The sequence below is a fragment of the Enterobacter sp. BIDMC 27 genome (genome assembly GCF_000534415.1).
In the GTDB taxonomy this organism is placed as follows: Bacteria; Pseudomonadota; Gammaproteobacteria; order Enterobacterales; family Enterobacteriaceae; genus Enterobacter; species Enterobacter hormaechei_C.
This window is the reverse complement of the sequence record NZ_KI973178.1, coordinates 106,377-123,987: the sequence shown is the minus strand read 5'-3', so window position 1 is coordinate 123,987 and position 17,611 is coordinate 106,377. Positions and strand designations below refer to the sequence as shown.

Annotated in this window: 15 protein-coding genes; 7 read left to right on the top strand and 8 right to left on the bottom strand. The window is 53.5% G+C overall.

Features of this window, described 5'->3' with window-relative positions; translation table 11 throughout:
• The 6 genes from L463_RS21870 to ygjG all read right to left on the bottom strand — a co-directional run bounded on the left by L463_RS21870 (nucleotide 1) and on the right by ygjG (nucleotide 7,579).
• Complete coding sequence (locus L463_RS21870) at nucleotides 1-1,008, bottom strand: fimbrial protein (RefSeq protein WP_023295472.1); 1,008 nt, start codon at nucleotides 1,006-1,008, stop codon at nucleotides 1-3.
• A complete protein-coding gene (locus tag L463_RS21875; protein ID WP_023295471.1) occupies nucleotides 1,009-3,633 on the bottom strand; it encodes a fimbrial biogenesis usher protein in 2,625 nt (874 codons plus the stop codon). It lies immediately after the preceding gene.
• Nucleotides 3,634-3,693: 60 nt separating this feature from the next.
• Nucleotides 3,694-4,404 (bottom strand): fimbria/pilus periplasmic chaperone, encoded by a 711-nt coding sequence (locus tag L463_RS21880; RefSeq protein ID WP_023295470.1) that lies wholly within the window; start codon nucleotides 4,402-4,404, stop codon nucleotides 3,694-3,696.
• Between the two features lie 46 nt (nucleotides 4,405-4,450).
• A complete protein-coding gene (locus tag L463_RS21885; RefSeq protein WP_017382406.1) occupies nucleotides 4,451-4,984 on the bottom strand; it encodes a fimbrial protein in 534 nt (177 codons plus the stop codon).
• Between the two features lie 71 nt (nucleotides 4,985-5,055).
• Entirely contained in the window at nucleotides 5,056-5,598 is a 543-nt protein-coding gene (locus L463_RS21890) for a fimbrial protein BcfA (RefSeq protein WP_017382405.1), read from the bottom strand.
• 601 nt (nucleotides 5,599-6,199) lie between these two features.
• Entirely contained in the window at nucleotides 6,200-7,579 is a 1,380-nt protein-coding gene (gene ygjG / locus L463_RS21895) for a putrescine aminotransferase (protein ID WP_020480128.1), read from the bottom strand.
• Nucleotides 7,580-8,001: 422 nt separating this feature from the next.
• Here ygjG and L463_RS21900 point away from each other — a divergent pair, with 422 nt between their 5' ends.
• Both L463_RS21900 and L463_RS21905 read left to right on the top strand, forming a co-directional pair.
• A complete protein-coding gene (locus tag L463_RS21900; protein ID WP_023295469.1) occupies nucleotides 8,002-9,522 on the top strand; it encodes a methyl-accepting chemotaxis protein in 1,521 nt (506 codons plus the stop codon).
• A 239-nt stretch (nucleotides 9,523-9,761) separates the two neighbouring features.
• Complete coding sequence (locus L463_RS21905; RefSeq protein ID WP_023295468.1) at nucleotides 9,762-11,321, top strand: methyl-accepting chemotaxis protein; 1,560 nt, start codon at nucleotides 9,762-9,764, stop codon at nucleotides 11,319-11,321.
• Here L463_RS21905 and L463_RS21910 read toward each other — a convergent pair.
• Complete coding sequence (locus tag L463_RS21910) at nucleotides 11,318-11,812, bottom strand: PadR family transcriptional regulator (protein WP_017692641.1); 495 nt, start codon at nucleotides 11,810-11,812, stop codon at nucleotides 11,318-11,320. The two genes, L463_RS21905 and L463_RS21910, sit on opposite strands and share 4 nt — an antisense overlap.
• 145 nt (nucleotides 11,813-11,957) lie before the next feature.
• Between L463_RS21910 and L463_RS21915 the strand changes: the two genes are divergently transcribed.
• Complete coding sequence (locus L463_RS21915) at nucleotides 11,958-12,722, top strand: siderophore-interacting protein (RefSeq protein ID WP_032103356.1); 765 nt, start codon at nucleotides 11,958-11,960, stop codon at nucleotides 12,720-12,722.
• Here L463_RS21915 and L463_RS21920 read toward each other — a convergent pair whose 3' ends face one another.
• Entirely contained in the window at nucleotides 12,723-13,892 is a 1,170-nt protein-coding gene (locus L463_RS21920) for a coiled-coil domain-containing protein (RefSeq protein WP_023295466.1), read from the bottom strand. It abuts the gene before it with no gap.
• A gap of 442 nt (nucleotides 13,893-14,334) precedes the next feature.
• Here L463_RS21920 and L463_RS21925 point away from each other — a divergent pair, with 442 nt between their 5' ends.
• The 4 genes from L463_RS21925 (at nucleotide 14,335) to L463_RS21930 (ending at nucleotide 17,610) form a co-directional block, all read left to right on the top strand.
• Entirely contained in the window at nucleotides 14,335-15,756 is a 1,422-nt protein-coding gene (locus L463_RS21925; protein ID WP_032673327.1) for a tyrosine-type recombinase/integrase, read from the top strand.
• Nucleotides 15,753-16,487 (top strand): hypothetical protein, encoded by a 735-nt coding sequence (locus L463_RS24540; protein ID WP_223866215.1) that lies wholly within the window; start codon nucleotides 15,753-15,755, stop codon nucleotides 16,485-16,487. Before L463_RS21925 ends, L463_RS24540 begins: the two co-directional genes overlap by 4 nt.
• Before the next feature lie 134 nt (nucleotides 16,488-16,621).
• Nucleotides 16,622-16,831, top strand: a complete 210-nt coding sequence (locus tag L463_RS23195) for a helix-turn-helix domain-containing protein (RefSeq protein WP_071993127.1) — start codon at nucleotides 16,622-16,624, stop codon at nucleotides 16,829-16,831.
• An 8-nt stretch (nucleotides 16,832-16,839) separates the two neighbouring features.
• Nucleotides 16,840-17,610 carry a phage antirepressor KilAC domain-containing protein gene (locus L463_RS21930; RefSeq protein ID WP_032673057.1) on the top strand — a complete coding sequence of 257 codons (771 nt, stop codon included), beginning with the start codon at nucleotides 16,840-16,842 and terminating at the stop codon, nucleotides 17,608-17,610.
• Nucleotide 17,611 lies beyond the last annotated feature (1 nt).

Below are 17,611 nucleotides of genomic sequence, written 5' to 3'. Positions count from 1 at the left end.
TCAGGCGAAATCAATGCGTAACAGCGCCAGCGCCCTGAAGACGCCCAGCTCTGGCGACTGCCCGGTGGTGCTGATGGGGTAGGCTTGCAGCGTCACGTCCGCGCGTCCTGACATATCCGTGGTAAAGGGGACGCTGCTTGAGAACACGTTTGGCCGCAGGATCTCGCCCTGCGGGCTGGTCACGACGACGGCCACGTCCGGGTTATCCGTCGCCAGCGCGTTGGCGAAACGAGCGTCTGCCGTCCCCTGTACCCGCAGGGTGAGCTGCGCCGGTGAGTTGACATCAGCGTTGCATTCGATCGGCACGGTAAAGGTTTTTGGCGCTACGCTGTCGGGTCGCTGTCCGGCCTGGGTGAAATCGCCGTGGTAGAGTGCCCCAAAATCGACGGTGACGGTTTGCCCGGCGTTAATCACGCAGTTTTGCGGGACGGTTATTACGCCGCTGTAGGTGATCTGATAAACGATTACGGTGGGCCGGTCATTTTCCGTCGTGGTGACATAGACGTTAAACATCAGTTTCGGCGGGATCACGACCGAGCCGATGAACGGCCTGACAATCTGTATTTTGAAGGTCAGATTGCTGTCGTTCACCGGGAAGACGCCGCCCGTATCCACCTCTTCGTGCCCCCCCATGTGGACATACTCCACCGGCGGATAAAAATCGCCGATGGTGGCATCATGGATTTTCATCGCACCGATAATATAATCCGGATCAAGCTGTAAATATTTCCACTCGCCTTCCGTTTTGACCACGGGGAAAGGTGAGATATAGGTACGATAGGTGCGCTTCTCCCAGTTGCCTGGGGGACAGGTGGCGTTGACGTGGATATCCTGGGTTCGGTTCAGCTCTGTACCGTTGCCCTTGATGTTTTGATCCGTGGTGAGCGTGGTGGTCAGATCGTAATTCACCATGGAAATTCCGCCGTTAGCGTTTTTGCACGTTGCGGCCAGGCTGCTCAGCGAAAAAAGTAGCCCAGCGGCAGAGAGAAGCATCATCCTTAATTTCATTTATGAACACTCCATGGTGATCCGCAGCAGCGGCTGTTTGCTTTCAGGTAAGTGGTAGTTGGCCGTACAGCGCTTATCCGCCCCTTCTCCCCATTGCGCCTTCAACACTCCCTTTTGGCTCAGGCCGGAGAGGTAGGTTTCGCCTTCTTCGCCTACGATGGTGTCGCTGCCGTTATCGTCGCGGGAAACCATGGCGCCAAACGGCACCGGCTTGCCGTGGTAGCGCAGCGTTACCAGCGCGCGTGCGCCCAGACGGGCGTTAAACGTGGCGCGCACGATGGCGCCGTGGGTCGGCACCACGCTGGTGACGGCATCATCGATATCCATGGCGTCTGAGAGGGAGTTAATGTCCAGCGCCATCCTGTTCAGATGGTAGGCCGAGGCGTAAGGCACCACCGCATAGCCGCGTCCGTCGGTATGGATACCGGGTTCATTCTCGACGCTGACGTCCGCTGCGCCCGGTACGGCAATCAGCACGTTGGTATCACCCAGTGGCTGGCTTAAGGTGATGCCGTTGCGGTGGGCTACCACGCCTCCGCTCAGGCCGTAGGTTACTTCCCGATAATCGCCGTTATCGCTGTAGTTGTAGCCCAGGCTGGCGTTGCCGTAGGCGGCATCGTATTCCAGACTGGCGGAACCTTGCGAGCCAGCCCCCTGGCGGGCATAACCTTCCTGCACGCTGTAGTTAAGGTTGTTCTCCGCCAGCAGCGTGCCGTTAATCCCCGCGTTCTGAGATGTTTCTCCATGTTTATTGGCGCTCATGCCGTAGGTGGCATAGGCGTAGTTCCGCTTCTGGCTGACGTCATTGGCAGGTGAAAGCCACTGGCTAAGCGGGAAGGAAAGGTTAATCGCATAAATCTCATCGCTATCCGACATGCCCGGCGATTTGTTGTAGTTGTAGGTCAGGCTGTATGAGATCCCGGCCCAGGTACCGCTGTATCCCACCTGGACGAGCGTGTTTTTGTCGTCCGTGTGCCAGTAGCTCTGCTGGCTTCCGGTCACGAACAGCGAGCCGAGCCTGCCTAGCTGCTGCGAAATATTGAATTGAAGCTTGCCGCGTTTAGTCCAGTTGAGGTTGTAGTAGTCCAGCCAGTTCGTGGCCTCATTCGCGTCATCCTGCTCCGCATCGCCCGTATAGCCCTGCATATGTGTGTAGGTTGTCTCATCCAGGTTATAGAACCCGGACGTGGAGTAGCGGTAGCCCAGCAGCTGGAAGTTCGTACCCATCTTGTTGAGGGATTTGGCATACAGGAAACGAAGAGACTGCCCCGTATGGCTGGTGTCGTCGGCCAGCGTACTGCGCGCGTGGGTAACGTCGAGAGAGACGGCGCCAAAGTTGCCCATATTGAGGCCAGCGCCAAGAGCCAGCGCGTGATAATCGCCGGAAAGCTGTGAGCCGCCATAGACGGTTACGCCCTGCGGTAGCCCCCAAATCAGCGTGCCCTGGGCAAAATTCACCTCGTCCTGCTGACCGTTATTGCTGCGGTACTGTGCCGCCGTCAGGGCATACTTCACCCGCCCTTCGCGCTGGAGGAGCGGTACGGCGGAGTAAGGAACGGAATAGCGGGAGATACTGCCGTCCGTCTCCTTCACTTCCACCGTGAGGTCGCCGCTGGAGGAGGTTGGGAAGAGATCGTTAATGGCGAAGGCGCCGGGCGGAACGTAGCTCTGGTAAAGACTATAGCCGTTCTGCTTGATGGTGACCTGCGCGTTGCTTTTGGCAATCCCGCGAATGGTGGGCGCAAAGCCTTTCATGCTGTCTGGCAGCATGTTGTCGTCCGAGGCGATCTGCGCGCCGCGAAAGGGAAGGCTGTCGAAAATTTCCGACGAGGTATAGCTATCGCCCACCGTCAGTCTGCCCTTTAGCGGAATCACCGTCCGCTCAAGATAGGTGTTGATATGTTCCCATTCGCTATGGCGGTTCTCGTCGCTGTTATAGTAGTTCCACGTCGAGTAGTCCCGCAGACGCCACGCACCAAGATTCACCCCGCTGTTCAGGCCGAGGAAATAGCTTTTGTGGGTTGTGCCGTTTTCGCTGCGATCGCGGCTGTATGAGCCGCTAAAGTTATAGTTCAGCAGCAGAGCGTTAATACCTTCATCCCACTGCTCTGGCGGGATATAGCCGCGCGCGTTGTTGCGTAATGCGGCCTGCGGAATGCTGATTTCCAGACGCTGCTGTTCGAAATTAAAGAGAGTGGCAGCGGCCGGAATAATGGCGGCAATGTCCACGCAGCTGTCGGCTTTCGCGGCGGCCAGCGCCGGGAATGCCTGAACGTTGACGCCCAGGTTTTCATACGCTTTGGGCGTCAGGCAGGCCATTAGCCCCGTGTCGTCGCCCTGTACGGCTCCGTCCGTTACGGTTCTGGCGATAAAGTTGATATCGCGGGTGGTGACAAATGTTCCATTCAGCCAGAGATCCACGCGATAGACGCCCGGCGCCTGGCCATTTGTTGAAAAACGGGAGAGATCCGCCACGGCGGAAGGATCGCTCGACAAAAATGCCGGGTTAAAAAAATACTCCGCGCGCACGGTGATGGACGAAAGGAGTCCCGCAATCGTCAACGCCAGCGGCGTTAGCGACGCTCTGACGAGCGCGTAAAATCTTCGTGGCTGAACACGCTTCATGTCTTCCCTTACCTGCGAGGCTTTTAATGACAAAACGTCATACGTAACGCCGTATACGACTTATTTCGCGCATGACTGAACGGGCGTGTTGGCACCAAAGTCATTAACGGTCTGAAACCTCACGCTGCCAGTGCCGCCACCGGGGATCTCCACCACCAGGTTATTTTTGGGCGCTACCATGTTATTTGCCAGTTGCGTGCTGCCGACGAAAAACTGAACCAACGAAACGTAATAAGGCGATGGATTGGTAATAGTGACTTTTCCATTGGTGACTGAGCAGGTTAATGTTTTGGGCGCATCAATAGAGAGCGACGGCAATTTTTTCGGCCGGATAAAAAGTTTAATAACGCTCTGGGTGGCAATTTGTAGCGTATTACCGGAAAGCTTATTTTTCTCGACGGAAGGAATGGCTTTGCTGTTCAGATAAAAAACGCTTTCACGATCGACAGGCAGATCGGGGCCCACGTACATAATACGCAGGGTATTCTCTTTTTTAGGATGGATAACGAACAGCGGCGGCGTAATGACAAAATCCGCTGATTTTGCCCCTTCGGCGTTGGACACCCAGCTCTGAATTAAAAAAGTGGTATTCGTTGAAGAGTTAATAATGGCTAATGAAGCCTGCTTATCACCCTGGGGATAAATCACCCGGGTTCCCCCGAGCGCGATACCGCCTGCGCTGGCAGAACCGGCCATCCCCATCGCGAACAGAGCCGTTAGCGCGCCAGCTATCAGACGAGTCAGTTTACAGCGTGATGTAATGATACGCATTGTTCCCTCAGTTTCTCATGTGTCAGGCTTCTTGCCTGTGAGTCAGTTATTGGTAAAAAACGATGAACCAGACCTGCGCGTTCGCGGTACCAGCGTTGACGCTATCTTCGGTGGCGCGATACCTGGCGATATAGCTCAGCCGGTTTTCACCGTCCTGCAAAGGTCTGTACCAGGGGGGCGCGGTGTCTGGCTTTACCAGGTTCCCCATCGCATCGAATAGACCGATACCAATCCCGGTGGCGGCGCCAGGCCCATAGCCCGCGCGAAAAACCTGGGGATCGTTGCCGTCAGACTCGCCGCTAAACAGCACCCCGGCGCGCTGGCTTACGCTGGTGTCGCATGCTTCCAGCGTGATGAAGAAGGGTACCGGTTTGGCCCAGTCACCGGCGGCGATGAACTGGCTATTGCGTACCTGTCCCATATGCACGATTTGATCCTGGGAATCCATGCTGACGGAACAGGCCGCATTGACGACCTGACCCTGAAAGGTCACGCTTCCATCGTCCTTTGCCGCGGCTGGCAATACGGCAAAAAGCGCAGTGCCGGCTATCAGCAGCGCCCGATTTATGGATTGCTGCATTGCGAACTCTCTAACGCTTGCCGGACAACGCTTCTCCGCCCGCAGGCGAAGAAGCGAGATCGGCTAACGAATCAGGAATAAACCATCTGGAACGTTGCGACGGAGGAGACGTTGCCCGGCTCGGCCGCGCCTGTGGCCACGTAATCCACGCTCAGCGGGATGATGTTTTCGCCGTTGATCAGCTTAACGTTGGAGGAGGTATCGCCAATGTTCAGCGCCTGGCCGTCCGGCCCGAACAGTTGCAGCGCAACGTTTTTGGCCGAGCCTGCGCCAGCGGTGTTCGCCAGGCTGCCTTCTACAGCAGGGTCCTGCTGGCCGTTAAAGATCACGGCGGCATTCTGGCTAACGGTGGCGTCGCAATCTTCCAGAACGATTTTAAAATCTTCTTTCTGGTTGGCCTGCATGCCGACCGTTGTCAGCTTGACGGTACGCACCTGGCTCAGGGTAACGGTCTGGTCTACGGAGTCAGCCGCGACGGAACAGGCGGCGTTTACCACCTGGCCGACAAAGTTGACGGTCCCGCCGGAAACGGTAACGGTATCGGCCTGCGCATTAATTGCCATGCCACCAGCCAGCGCGCCGGCAACAGCCATTGCTATAACTTGCTTTTTCATACAAATCCTTTTTAGATAAACATCATGCTGTCAATTGAAATAATATATTCACAATGACATGTGAATCTTTTTTCGAGGCAGTGGTATAGGATATGTTTTTAGATTAATATATTATTTTTACCCAGGGCGTTGTTACTGGTTTTATATCATCCGCCACTGCGCTGATGAATGAGGGGATTCTACGGATTAAATAATATTATATCAATGTGATAATGGGTTGATGTTTTATTAGTTTTACTAAATATAAAATTAACTCATAATTTATTTGTTTGAATGATATTGCACGCCGTCAGAACCGCATTTCTATTCGCTGGTCGGTTTTATTAATGTCTGCGATGAATGTCATCGTGGTTTTGTTAATAATGCAAGACGTTACGGTTGTCATTATTCGGACATGCGTTGGGAATGCGGTGGTGTTATTATCCGGCTGCTTTTACAATCTGATATTACATAAAGAAATATTTTAAATTTATATGATGAACCGTGTTTGCACTTATGCACATTATTCCTCAGTCTGACTGCATAAAGAAATCCCTGGCTATCCCAGGGATTTCTTTGCATATCGCCCTGATACTGCTAAAAGGGCAGGAAAAATAAATGTTCAGGCGGATGTTACGGCAATACGTAATGCCGCCAGCGCCTTACGCGCCGCCTTCAGCACCTGCTCACACTGCTCAATGGTAAGCGTCAACGGTGGCTCAATGCGGATGGTTTTCGAGTTGTTAAGCGTTCCCGCCACCAGTACCCGCTGGCGGAACATCTCGCTTGCGAAGCTATAACCGGTTTCGTTATCAACGAACTCAATCGCCATCAGCATCCCTTTCCCGCGCGCATCCTGTACCAGATCCGGATATTCCCGGCCCAACTGACGGAAGCCGTCCAGCAGCATGTCGCCTTTCTGCTCCGCTTGCGCGGGCAGGTTTTGCTCCAGCAGCACGTTGATGGTGGCCAGCGCCGCCGCACAGGCCAGCGGGTTACCGCCAAAGGTGGTGGTATGTAAGAACGGGTTATCGAACAGCACCGAGAAGACCTCCTCAGTGGCGACCGTTGCGCCAATCGGCATCACGCCGCCACCGAGCGCTTTCGCCAGGCACAGAATGTCCGGCTGAACGTTCTCGTGCTCGCAGGCGAACATCTTGCCGGTGCGCCCCATCCCGGTCTGCACTTCGTCGAAGATCAGCAGCGCGCCAAACTCATCGCACAGCTGACGCACGGCGGGCAGATAGCCCTGCGGCGGGAGGATCACGCCGCCTTCACCCTGAATCGGCTCCAGGATCACCGCCGCCACGTCGTCGCCGGTTTTACGGCATTCACTCAGCACGATGCGCATGGCGTTGATGTCGCCAAACGGCACGTGGCGGAAGCCCGGCAGCAGCGGCATAAACGGCTTGCGGAAGGTAGATTTAGCGGTCGCCGACAGAGCGCCCAGGGATTTCCCGTGGAACGCGCCGCTGGTGGCGATAAAGGTAAATTTCCCGCGCGGCGACTGGTACGCTTTGGCGAGTTTAATCGCCGCTTCGACCGATTCGGTGCCGCTGTTGCTGAAGAAGCTGTATTTCAGCTTACCGGGCGTTAAGGCTGCCAGCGTTTTCGCGAGCATGGCGCGAAGCGGATCGAGCAGTTCCTGGCTATGGAGAGGTTGTTTCGCAAGTTGATTCTGTACGGCGGAAACCACAACTGGATTACGGTGCCCCACGTTGAAAATACCAAAACCACCCAGGCAATCGATAAACTCCTGTCCCTGGGTGTCGACAAGCGTATTCAGACTGCCCGCTTGCCACTCTACGGCTCCGTAATCCCCGCCGGCGGTAACAGATTTGCGATACTCCAGAAAACCTGGATTCACATGCTCCTTAAAGTAATCAATGACCTCACGGTTAAGTTGTTTCATCTCCTCATGATCAAGCGTTCGCTTCTCAATGAGATTCAGTGCGTGCGCGGTACAGGCAAGAGCCGAGGCGCTGGAAGGTAACCTGTTCAAAATATGCTCCCGGGGATCGCGTATCACATGATACTGAGTTAAGTATTGCAGGGATTACGCCACCTCAGATGCCTTAACAAAAATCGGGATAAACGCCAGGTGAAATCAAAGTTGCACAATATTTAATCATGCCATCGCGCGCCGCACGGGATAAGGGATAACGAGCCGGGGATGGGGTGTCGTCAATTGCACTGCTCCAGGGCAGGGAATGCGCCTTAAGTGTGCACCGGGGTATCATGCTTTGTAGGTAGTTTCATGCCGAAAGTATTTCAAATCAATTAATTAGAAAAACGTACGAAAAGTGCGGTTTAACCGAGATTTGCGATCTCAATCATATTTAACAACTAAAGATAAATTTTTTATCGCCGAAAAAACATAAGCCACAAAATTAACATTCAAATAACCTGCAAGGGATGCTCACTATGTCCTCTCCTGACTATGTCACCCAGAATGAATATCCGCTGGACGATGACACCACGCTTATGTCGACCACCGACCTCCACAGCTACATGACCCACACTAACGACACCTTTGTGCAAGTGAGCGGCTTTACGCTCCAGGAGCTGCTCGGGCAACCGCACAACATTGTGCGTCATCCGGATATGCCGAAAGCGGCTTTTGCCGACATGTGGTACACGCTGCAAAAGGGCGAACCCTGGAGCGGGATTGTCAAAAACCGACGTAAAAATGGCGATCACTATTGGGTACGTGCCAATGCGGTACCAATGGTGCGTAACGGCCAGATGACGGGCTATATGTCCATTCGTACCCGCGCCACGCAGGACGAGGTCGCCGCGGTGGAGCCGCTTTATAAGGCGCTCAACGAAGGACGCTGCAAAAAACGCATTCATAAAGGGCTGGTGGTGCGCAAAGGCTGGCTCGGCAAATTACCGGCGATGCCGCTGCGCTGGCGCGTGCGTAGCGTAATGGCGGTACTTTTCGCGGTGATGGCCGCAACGCTGGTTGCCAGTGCCGCGGGCTGGGCTTCGCTGGCGGCGGCAGCCGTGGTGATGCTGCTTGGCACCCTGGTGTTTGAGCAACAGATTGTCCGCCCGGTGGAAAACGTCGCACGGCAGGCGCTCAGGGTCGCTACCGGAGAGCGTAACAGCGTGCAGCATCTTAACCGCAGCGATGAACTGGGGCTGACGCTGCGGGCCGTCGGACAGCTGGGGCTGATGTGCCGCTGGCTGATCAACGACGTCTCCAGCCAGGTGGTGAGCGTGCGCGACGGCAGCGACAGGCTGGCGCAGGGCAATGAAGATCTCAACGACCGCACGCGCCAGACCGTGGCTAACGTGCAGCAGACCGTGGCAACAATGAACCAGATGGCGGCGTCGGTGCAGAGTAACTCTGAGACCGCAGCCGCAGTCGACAAGCTATCGATGGCCGCCAGCAGCGCGGCCACGCAGGGGGGCACCGTGATGCAGACCGTGGTGAAAACCATGGATGACATTGCCGACAGTACCCAGCGCATTGGCTCTATTACCTCGCTTATCAATGACATCGCCTTCCAGACCAATATTCTGGCGCTGAACGCCGCGGTTGAGGCGGCACGCGCGGGCGAGCAGGGGAAAGGTTTTGCGGTGGTGGCGGGCGAAGTGCGCCATCTTGCCAGCCGCAGCGCGAACGCGGCTAACGATATTCGCAAGCTGATCGACGCCAGCGCCAGCAAAGTGCAGTCGGGCGCCGATCAGGTTCACGCCGCGGGACGTACCATGGATGATATTGTCGAGCAGGTGAAAAACGTCACGCAGCTTATCGCGCAGATCAGCCACGCCACCTCAGAGCAGGCGACAGGCCTGACAGAGCTGACCCGTGCCGTGGCAGAGCTGGACAGCATTACGCAGAAAAATGCTGACCTGGTCGAAGAGAGCGCGCAGATTTCCGCGATGGTTAAGCACCGGGCCGGACGCCTTGAAGATGCGGTTACCGTGCTGCATTAAGAAATACATGCTTCGATAAAGCCGTTTATTCCTCCTGGGTAAACGGCTTTTTTGTTTTTCAGAATAAGTTATGTTGTTAATGAAATATTAAGTAACTAAAAAAAGTGCCCGGTTTTTAATTGTTACAATCCAGATTCATTGAGAGTGAAAAATAAAAAAACGATCAAAGTCATAAAGTTAGCGTGTTTCCTGTCGATAACAGCGATCGTCTGAGAAATAATCACATCGATGGGGTAAATATGTTCATACATGACGTAAAGATCGGCACGAAATTATTTCTGGCGTTTGGATTATTTATTGTCCTGATGGTCGTCAGCGCAAGCTTGTCTCTGATGAGCCTGAATCGGGCAAACAATGGAATGCAAACCATCCTTACCAGCGACTATCCAACGACGGTAAAAGCGAACCAGTTAATCGACAACTTCCAGGAATTTATAAGCACGCAGCAGCTCATGCTGCTGGACGAACAGGGGACGTACACGGCGCAATCAGAGCAGCGTCTGAAGGCGATCAGCGAGCGCATCTCCGCAATCCTGAGCGAGCTGGACAACGCTCTCAAGGATAAAAAATCCCAACAGGTGCTGGCCGATATCCACGGCGTACGCCAGCAATATCTTGACTCGCGCTACCGCATTTTGCAGGCCGTGCAGAATAACGACCGTGCGGGCGCGATAAACGAAATGATGACCAACACCCTGAATCTGCAACAGTCCTATAAAGCGAAAGTGCAGGCGCTGATTGCGATCCAGGACCATGAAATGCAGAGTGCGGGCGAGCAGGTGGAAGGCGATTTCCGCACCAATCGTCTCCTGCTGGTCCTGATTACGCTTTTCAGCGTCGCGGCAGCCAGCCTGACTGGCTGGTTCATTGTGCGATCCATTACCCGACCGCTGAACGACGCGGTGAATTTTGCGGAGGCCATTGCCGATGGCGATCTCACCGGCAGCATTATCTCGCACGGTAAAGATGAAACCGGACTGCTACTCACCGCACTGATGGAGATGAAAACGCGCCTGCTGGAGATTGTGCAGCAGGTGCAAACCGGATCGGAAAACATCTCCAGCGCCGCCGCGCAAATTGTCGCGGGCAACCAGGATCTGGCTGCCCGCACGGAGGAGCAGGCCAGTTCCGTTGAACAAACGGCCGCGTCGATGGAGCAGATCACCGCTACGGTGAAGAACACCGCGTCCCACACCGGAGAAGCGACGAACCTGTCTGCCGATGCGGCTGCTGTGGTCAAAAACAACGGCGAGATGATGAAGCAGGTCACCAGCAAGATGCGCCTGATTAACGAAACATCGAACAGGATGTCCGACATTATCGACCTGATCGACGCCATTGCCTTCCAGACTAATATTCTGGCGCTGAATGCGGCGGTCGAAGCGGCGCGCGCGGGTGAGCATGGTCGTGGCTTTGCGGTGGTGGCGGGCGAGGTACGCCAGCTCGCGCAGAAAAGTGCAACATCTGCGAGTGAGATCCGCCAGCTGATTGAAAGCTCCACAAGCCAGACGCAGGACGGCATGAACCTTGTGGAGAAGGCCAGCGGGCTTATCAACGGCATGGTCGGCAACGTAGAGGAGATGGACGTAATCCTGCGTGAGATTCGCCAGGCCAGCCACGAACAGACGGAAGGCATCTCGCAGATCAACAGCGCGATTGGCCTGATAGACGCCACCACCCAGCAGAACTCCGCGCTGGTGGAGGAGTCCGTTGCGGCGGCGGCATCCCTTAACGAACAGGCCATGCACCTGAAAGAGCTGGTTCGCGTGTTCCGCGTGAGCGACGGCGTGCTGGCTTAATCCAGCTGGGAGATCTCCAGCGCCGCGCGGTCAATCACGCCGATAATCTGTTTCAACTGCGCGTCGCTGAGCTCTCCCTGATTAACCTTCAGATCCAGTACCGCTTTGAAGTTATCCAGCGCCCGCTTCATCTGCGGGTTTTTGCGCAGCTGGAAACCGACGGAGCGCGCCTTGATACGCGTCTGGATCTGCTCCAGCTGTTCCCGGTTATTTTCCAGCCACTGTTCTCCGGCGGCGTTAATCGCAATCCGCTTACGGCCGTTCTCTTCTTCGGTAATGGTGATAAGCGCCTGATCCTGCAAGTAATCCAGCGTCGGGTAGATCACGCCAGGGCTAGGCGTGTAATGTCCCTGAGTCAGGTTTTCGATCTCTTTGATCAGTTCGTAACCATGGCTCGCGTTGCGGGTCAGGATATCCAGGATCACCAGCCGCAAATCGCCATGACCAAAAAATCGTGGCCGGCGTCCGCCGCCGTCGTGTTCGTGTCGCATGTTTTTCCCTCAATTTGATATATCTAAACTATATCTAAGATATATTCAGATGTAATCTAAAAAATCTTGATTTCTTAGTTAATAGCAATCATTATCATTAAAAATTCATTCCGATATATCGTATTCACCTGAGAAGGGCATCAACATGGCATCTACCCGTTACCCTCAACGTGTCCGCAATGACCTGCGTTTTCGTGAGCTGAACGTGCTGCGCACTGAGCGAGTCAGCGCAGGATTTCAGCGCATTGTGCTAGGCGGCGAGGCGCTGGAGGGCTTTAGCTCTCGCGGCTTTGACGACCATACCAAAGTCTTTTTCCCGGCACCGGGCACCACTTTCGTGCCGCCTGTGGTGACCGATGAAGGCATCGACTGGGGCGACGGCACGCGTCCGCAGGCACGTGACTATACCCCGCTGTACGATGACGAAAAACATGAGCTGGCGCTCGATTTCTTCGTTCATGATGGCGGCATTGCCAGCAACTGGGCGGTAGAGGCTAAGGTGGGCGACAAGCTGACCATCGGCGGGCCGCGCGGTTCGCTGGTGGTGCCGGAAGATTACGCCTGGCAGCTGTACGTGTGCGACGAGTCGGGGATGCCCGCGCTGCGCCGCCGTTTAGAAGGCATCGCAAAACTGCCTGTTCGCCCGGCGATCCACGCCATCGTCACCGTGGGCGATTCGGCGTATCAGGACTATCTGGCGCACCTGAGCGGGTTCAACATCACCTGGGTTATCGGCCACAACGAGCAGGCGGTGGCCGACCATCTTGCCGCGCTGGCCGTGCCGGAAGAGGATTACTTTATCTGGCTGACCGGAGAGGGGAAGGTGGTGAAACGCCTGAGCCGTCAGTTTGAAAGCGACGCAATTGACCCGCAGCTGGTGCGTGCCAGCGCGTACTGGCACGCCAAATAATCAGGCAGCGGGATCCAGCTGCGCTTCGCTCACCTGATGTTCGAGCGAGGCGCATACCTCTTTCAGCGCTTTCTCCTGCTGGGCAAAGTAGGCTTCCATATTGCTGAGCGACGAGACGAGCAGCCAGGACTCTTCCTTCTCCAGCTCTGCCAGCTCGTTCACCAGAGTGTCGATTTGCTCACGCACCTGCGCCATCTTTTTACGAATACGTTCCAGGTCGTTCAGTCTGTCGCTTGCCATCATCGGTTCGAATCCTTGTTGCAGACGGGCGACCAGCGAGCGAATGGCCTTCACGTCGCCGCGCTGTTTGGCCTGGTTGAGTTGCACCATCATCCTGTTGGCCTCCTCTTTTAAATCATCGGCAACCAGATCCGGGTGGCATAGCTTGCTTGCCTGACGCCAGAGCCGCTTCAGCTCGTTCCGATCCTCTTCAGAGAGATCCTTGCCTTTACGCAGGCGAACTTCGGCATCATGATGCTGTTCGCGATACTTCTTGTACTCTTCGTTGGCCTCATCGCGCGCCTGACGTGCCGGCTCTTCTTCACGCGTTAAACCGGTCTCCAGCTCCATTGCTTCGGCCAGCAGGTTGGCAATCAGATTGCTTTGCTGCTGAAGATGTTTGCGCGCCTCTGCCGCCTGAACGGAATCCGCAGGCAGATCTCGCCAGCGCCGGGTGAGCGTTGTCAGAACCTCTACGGCCTGCGCCATATAGTCCTGGCAGCGGCGGTAATCCTCTTCCCGACGACGCGTCTCCGCCTGCTGACGACGCAGGTTAAGCTCCGCCAGCGTTTTACGCAGGGCGAGGATCTGCTGCATCAACGGCCCGAGGCGGGAGAAATAGAGATCGTTGAACTCATCTAGCTGCTGTACCCGGGCGTTACGGCGATCAATCAGATCGCGCAGACGCTCTTCCAGGGCTTTCAGCTCCAGCTTGCTGGCCGCCAGCTGTGGGTCACGCCACGGGGTAACGGCGCGCTGGCTTTGCAGCCAGGCGGTGATAGCGCGAAGGGCTGCGGTGTAGTTTTTCTGCTCAAGCGCCGCGACGATGGACAGGAGATCATCGTCAAAGGCTTCCTCTTTGAGACGTTTCAGCTGGCTCCGGATGATGTCGTCATCTTCCAGCTCAATGGCATTTTTAATGATTTCTAGCCGTTTGATCGGTGTGCTCATGATGCCTTTCGCTCTGGCGCTTAAGTATTTGAGTTAAGGTTAGTTGTTGTAAAAGCTACAGGAAATAATACACACGGATGATGATCGGCGCGATGGGGGATTTCTTTAGTTTTTAGGGTTTGTGAGGGGAAGCGACAGGCCGGGCTACGTGTGGTGGATTACTTACAAAAAAGCCACTCAATCGAGTGGCTTAACTGGATGATTATAAAGCTAAAATTTGGTGGCCCCTGCTGGACTTGAACCAGCGACCAAGCGATTATGAGTTAGGATGCAAATTATTACTTAAAAATACTTATCTATAATTTTCAGTTAGTTATGCGATATCAATTTGCTGTATAAATAACCATAAATACTCTAAAATACTCCTTTGCGGTATCCTATAGGTATCCTGGAGCCTGCAAGCGATTTGCAGGATACCCTAATCGTTTGGTATGGGGTGTTTGTGGAAACATTCAAATTCACTAAAGCTAAACTTGAAAGTCTGCCAGCTGCGGAACGTGGTCAGGTTGAGTATGGTGATACCGTCGTTAACGGCCTGCGTGTTCGCGTGGGCATCAGTGGCGTTAAGAGCTTCTGCATCTCCCGTAAACGTAATGGCAAGTTCATCCGTGCCACGCTGGGGCGCTTCCCTGATCTCACGATTGATAATGCCAGGGCAAAGGCTCTTGAGCTGTTGGGGGATGTAGCCACCACTGGCAGAAACCCGAATGTTGAAAGGCGTATTAGCGAAAAGGCTTCCGTGACGCTTGCTGAGGCACTGGATACTTACATCGAGAGCCGTGATGCAAGGTTAAGCGCAGATACAGCAACGCAATATCGCTCCATCCTGCAAAATTACTCAGGTGACTGGATGAAGCAGCCAATCGCTTCGATCAGCAGGGAGCGGGTGGAGGCAAGACATAAGGCTGTAACTGATGGTTCCGTGTGGTTTGGCGCTGACAAATCAACGCTACGCGCTGGTGTAGGAACCGGTAGTAAAGCGCAAGCTGATCTATGGGCGCGAGTGTTGCGGGCTATATACCGTTTCTCTCACGACCATTACCGAGACGATCAGGGTAAAACCCTTCTTCCTGACCCTCCTACGATGGTGCTCAGCACTAAGCGAAAATGGCATGGAACAGTCAGGAAAACTGAGCGTATCCGTACCAATGAGCTTGCCAGGTGGTTTAGCGCTTTAGCCAGCGTTCGCAGCTTGGCCGAGCAGGGCCGTGATGATATTGCTGCTGCAGTTTGTGATGCAGTGGAAATGTCGATTTTTACCGGATTACGCAAATCAGAAATTTTAGAGCTTAGTTGGGACAGGGTTAATTTAGGTGGCCGCTATTTCTGGATAGATGCCACAAAGAACGGTGATCCGCTTGAGCTACCTGTCACGGAGACTCTTTTAAAACTGTTTCGTCGTCGAGCAAAAATGAAAGCTGCCGATGGTGTATTAGTTTTCCCTGGTGATAAGGGAGTTATCAAGGAATACAGGCATATTATCGAACGCATAAGCGCTGCCACCGTACCAGAACTTAACCCTGATTTGCTCCAGCCCATCTCGTTTAAATGGCATGACGGTCGTCGCACTTTCGGCACTGTTGCTGAGCTGGTGGGCGTTGGAAACTACATCCTGAAACGCCTACTTAATCACCGCACGATGAGAAGTGCCGATGTTACGCAGGGTTATTTGCATTTCAGCGCCGATGAACTTTTGGAGCCAGCCTCAAGAATAGAGCGGGCAATCCTTGAACATGCTGGAATGTCTGAAAATATAAAAGATATTAATACTCAGTTAATGGCTGTTTTGGAAAGTTTAAACGAAGATCAGAAAAGAAAACTAATCTTCGAGATTTCAAATGATAATAAAGGTTATAAATCATGACAAAATCAGAAATTGATTTTAGAAAAATGATAGTTGGTACGTACATAAACGAATTGTTTGTTGATGGTACTGATTCCACATCTGTTTCTATTTTGCGTGATGCGTTCAAAGCCGGTGGTTCAGAAAATTCTGCCCGCAAAATGGTTAATACAATAATTGGCTATTTTGAAGACTCGGAAAAGCCCCTGGAGGAATTTCTTTACTTTATTGGTGTGGATGCTAATGAATCTGGTAGCGATGAACAGGTAATCAAAACCTTACTATATATGGATGAAAAACAAACCCCATTCTTGGCTGATGTTCCATTGTCGGGTGATGGCATCACTGTTTTAAATGCCGCTCTTGCGTTGCATTTTATTGGCATGAATAACAATGCAGATAACCTTGCCAGGATTGGCGTTAAATTGCTAATGGAAGGGGTTTTTAGTGATGAGATATCTCTTAAGGAATTTAATGAAATAGCTCAGAAGGCAATTTCAGAATCTCAAAGAGAAAAGGCAAAAAGGCCACGTAGTCCATATTATTCAGAGGTAATTGAAGTCATTAGACTCACCTGGGGAAAATATCCTTGTGGTGCGAAAACTGCGCTTCTTGATGCTTTAGCTGCCCATTATCATGGGAGGGTAAGTCGGAATGCATTGGATAATTGGATAACACTCTCTGGCTTGAGGCCACCAAAACCAGAAAAATATACAAGACTTGAATTAGTATTCCCCCCATTAGCCAGTTAATGGGGGGATATTGCTGGTTGTTGTGTCTCTGCATCCGGTAGATGAGAACCTGTAGCCAGTTACAGGACTGATAAGGCATTACGTCATCATAGATATTTATCACTGTTGTTAACCATTAATACACGGTGATAAATATGAAGTTAGTCAATTCTCCTTTCACATTAGAACGCCTGACCCGCGCAGAAGCAGCTGCTTATCTTGGCGTTAACTCCCAAACGTTGGCTAATTGGGCTCATACCGGAAAAGTGGGTATTCCACATCATAAGGTAGGGCGCAAGGTCATTTATATGAAGGCCGATCTCGATTGCTATCTGGCCTCCACTCGTCGCACACAAACAGCCTGAGGAATGGTATGGGAAATTTACCTGAGCTTGTACCCGTCTCGCCTGGCAGTATTGGCGGTCAGTCGGTTTCATCTGTTAGCGCCAGGAGTCTCCATTCCTTTCTTGGTGTGGGGCGCGATTTCACGACATGGATCAAAGGGCGCATTAATCAGTATGGGTTTCTGGCGGGCGTTGATTACATCACTGTTGAAAATCTGAGCTCCCCCGTTCCGGGGAGCGCAAAAAATCGCCAACAGATTGAGCATGACTACATGATAACTATCGACATGGGTAAAGAGCTGGCGATGGTCGAGCGCAACGATAAAGGGCGAGAGGTACGGCGCTACTTTATCAACTGCGAACGCCAGGCTAAGTCTGTCTCTACTCTCCCTCAGTCTCTCCCGGATGCTTTGCGCCTTGCTGCTGATCTGGCTGAAAAGTCCCTTCATCTCGAAACCCAGCTCGCTATCACTGCCACCAAGGCAAGTTTTGTCGATCGCTTCGTCGAGGCGTCCGGCAGCATGGGATTTCGGGAGGTATCGAAATTGCTTGGGGTGAAAGAGACCCAGCTGCGCCGGTTCCTCATTGATCAGGGGGTCATGTATCCACTGGCCGGAAAGCTGACGCCTTATGCCCACCATATGGATGCTGGCAGATTCACTCTTAAGACAGGCGAGAGCACGAACAACGGGCACGCTTTTACGCAGGCGAAGTTTACTCCGAAGGGAGTTCAGTGGCTGGCTAAAAAGCTGATAGATGCTGGTGTACTGGATGGGGGTAAAAATGCGGGTGATAAATAAA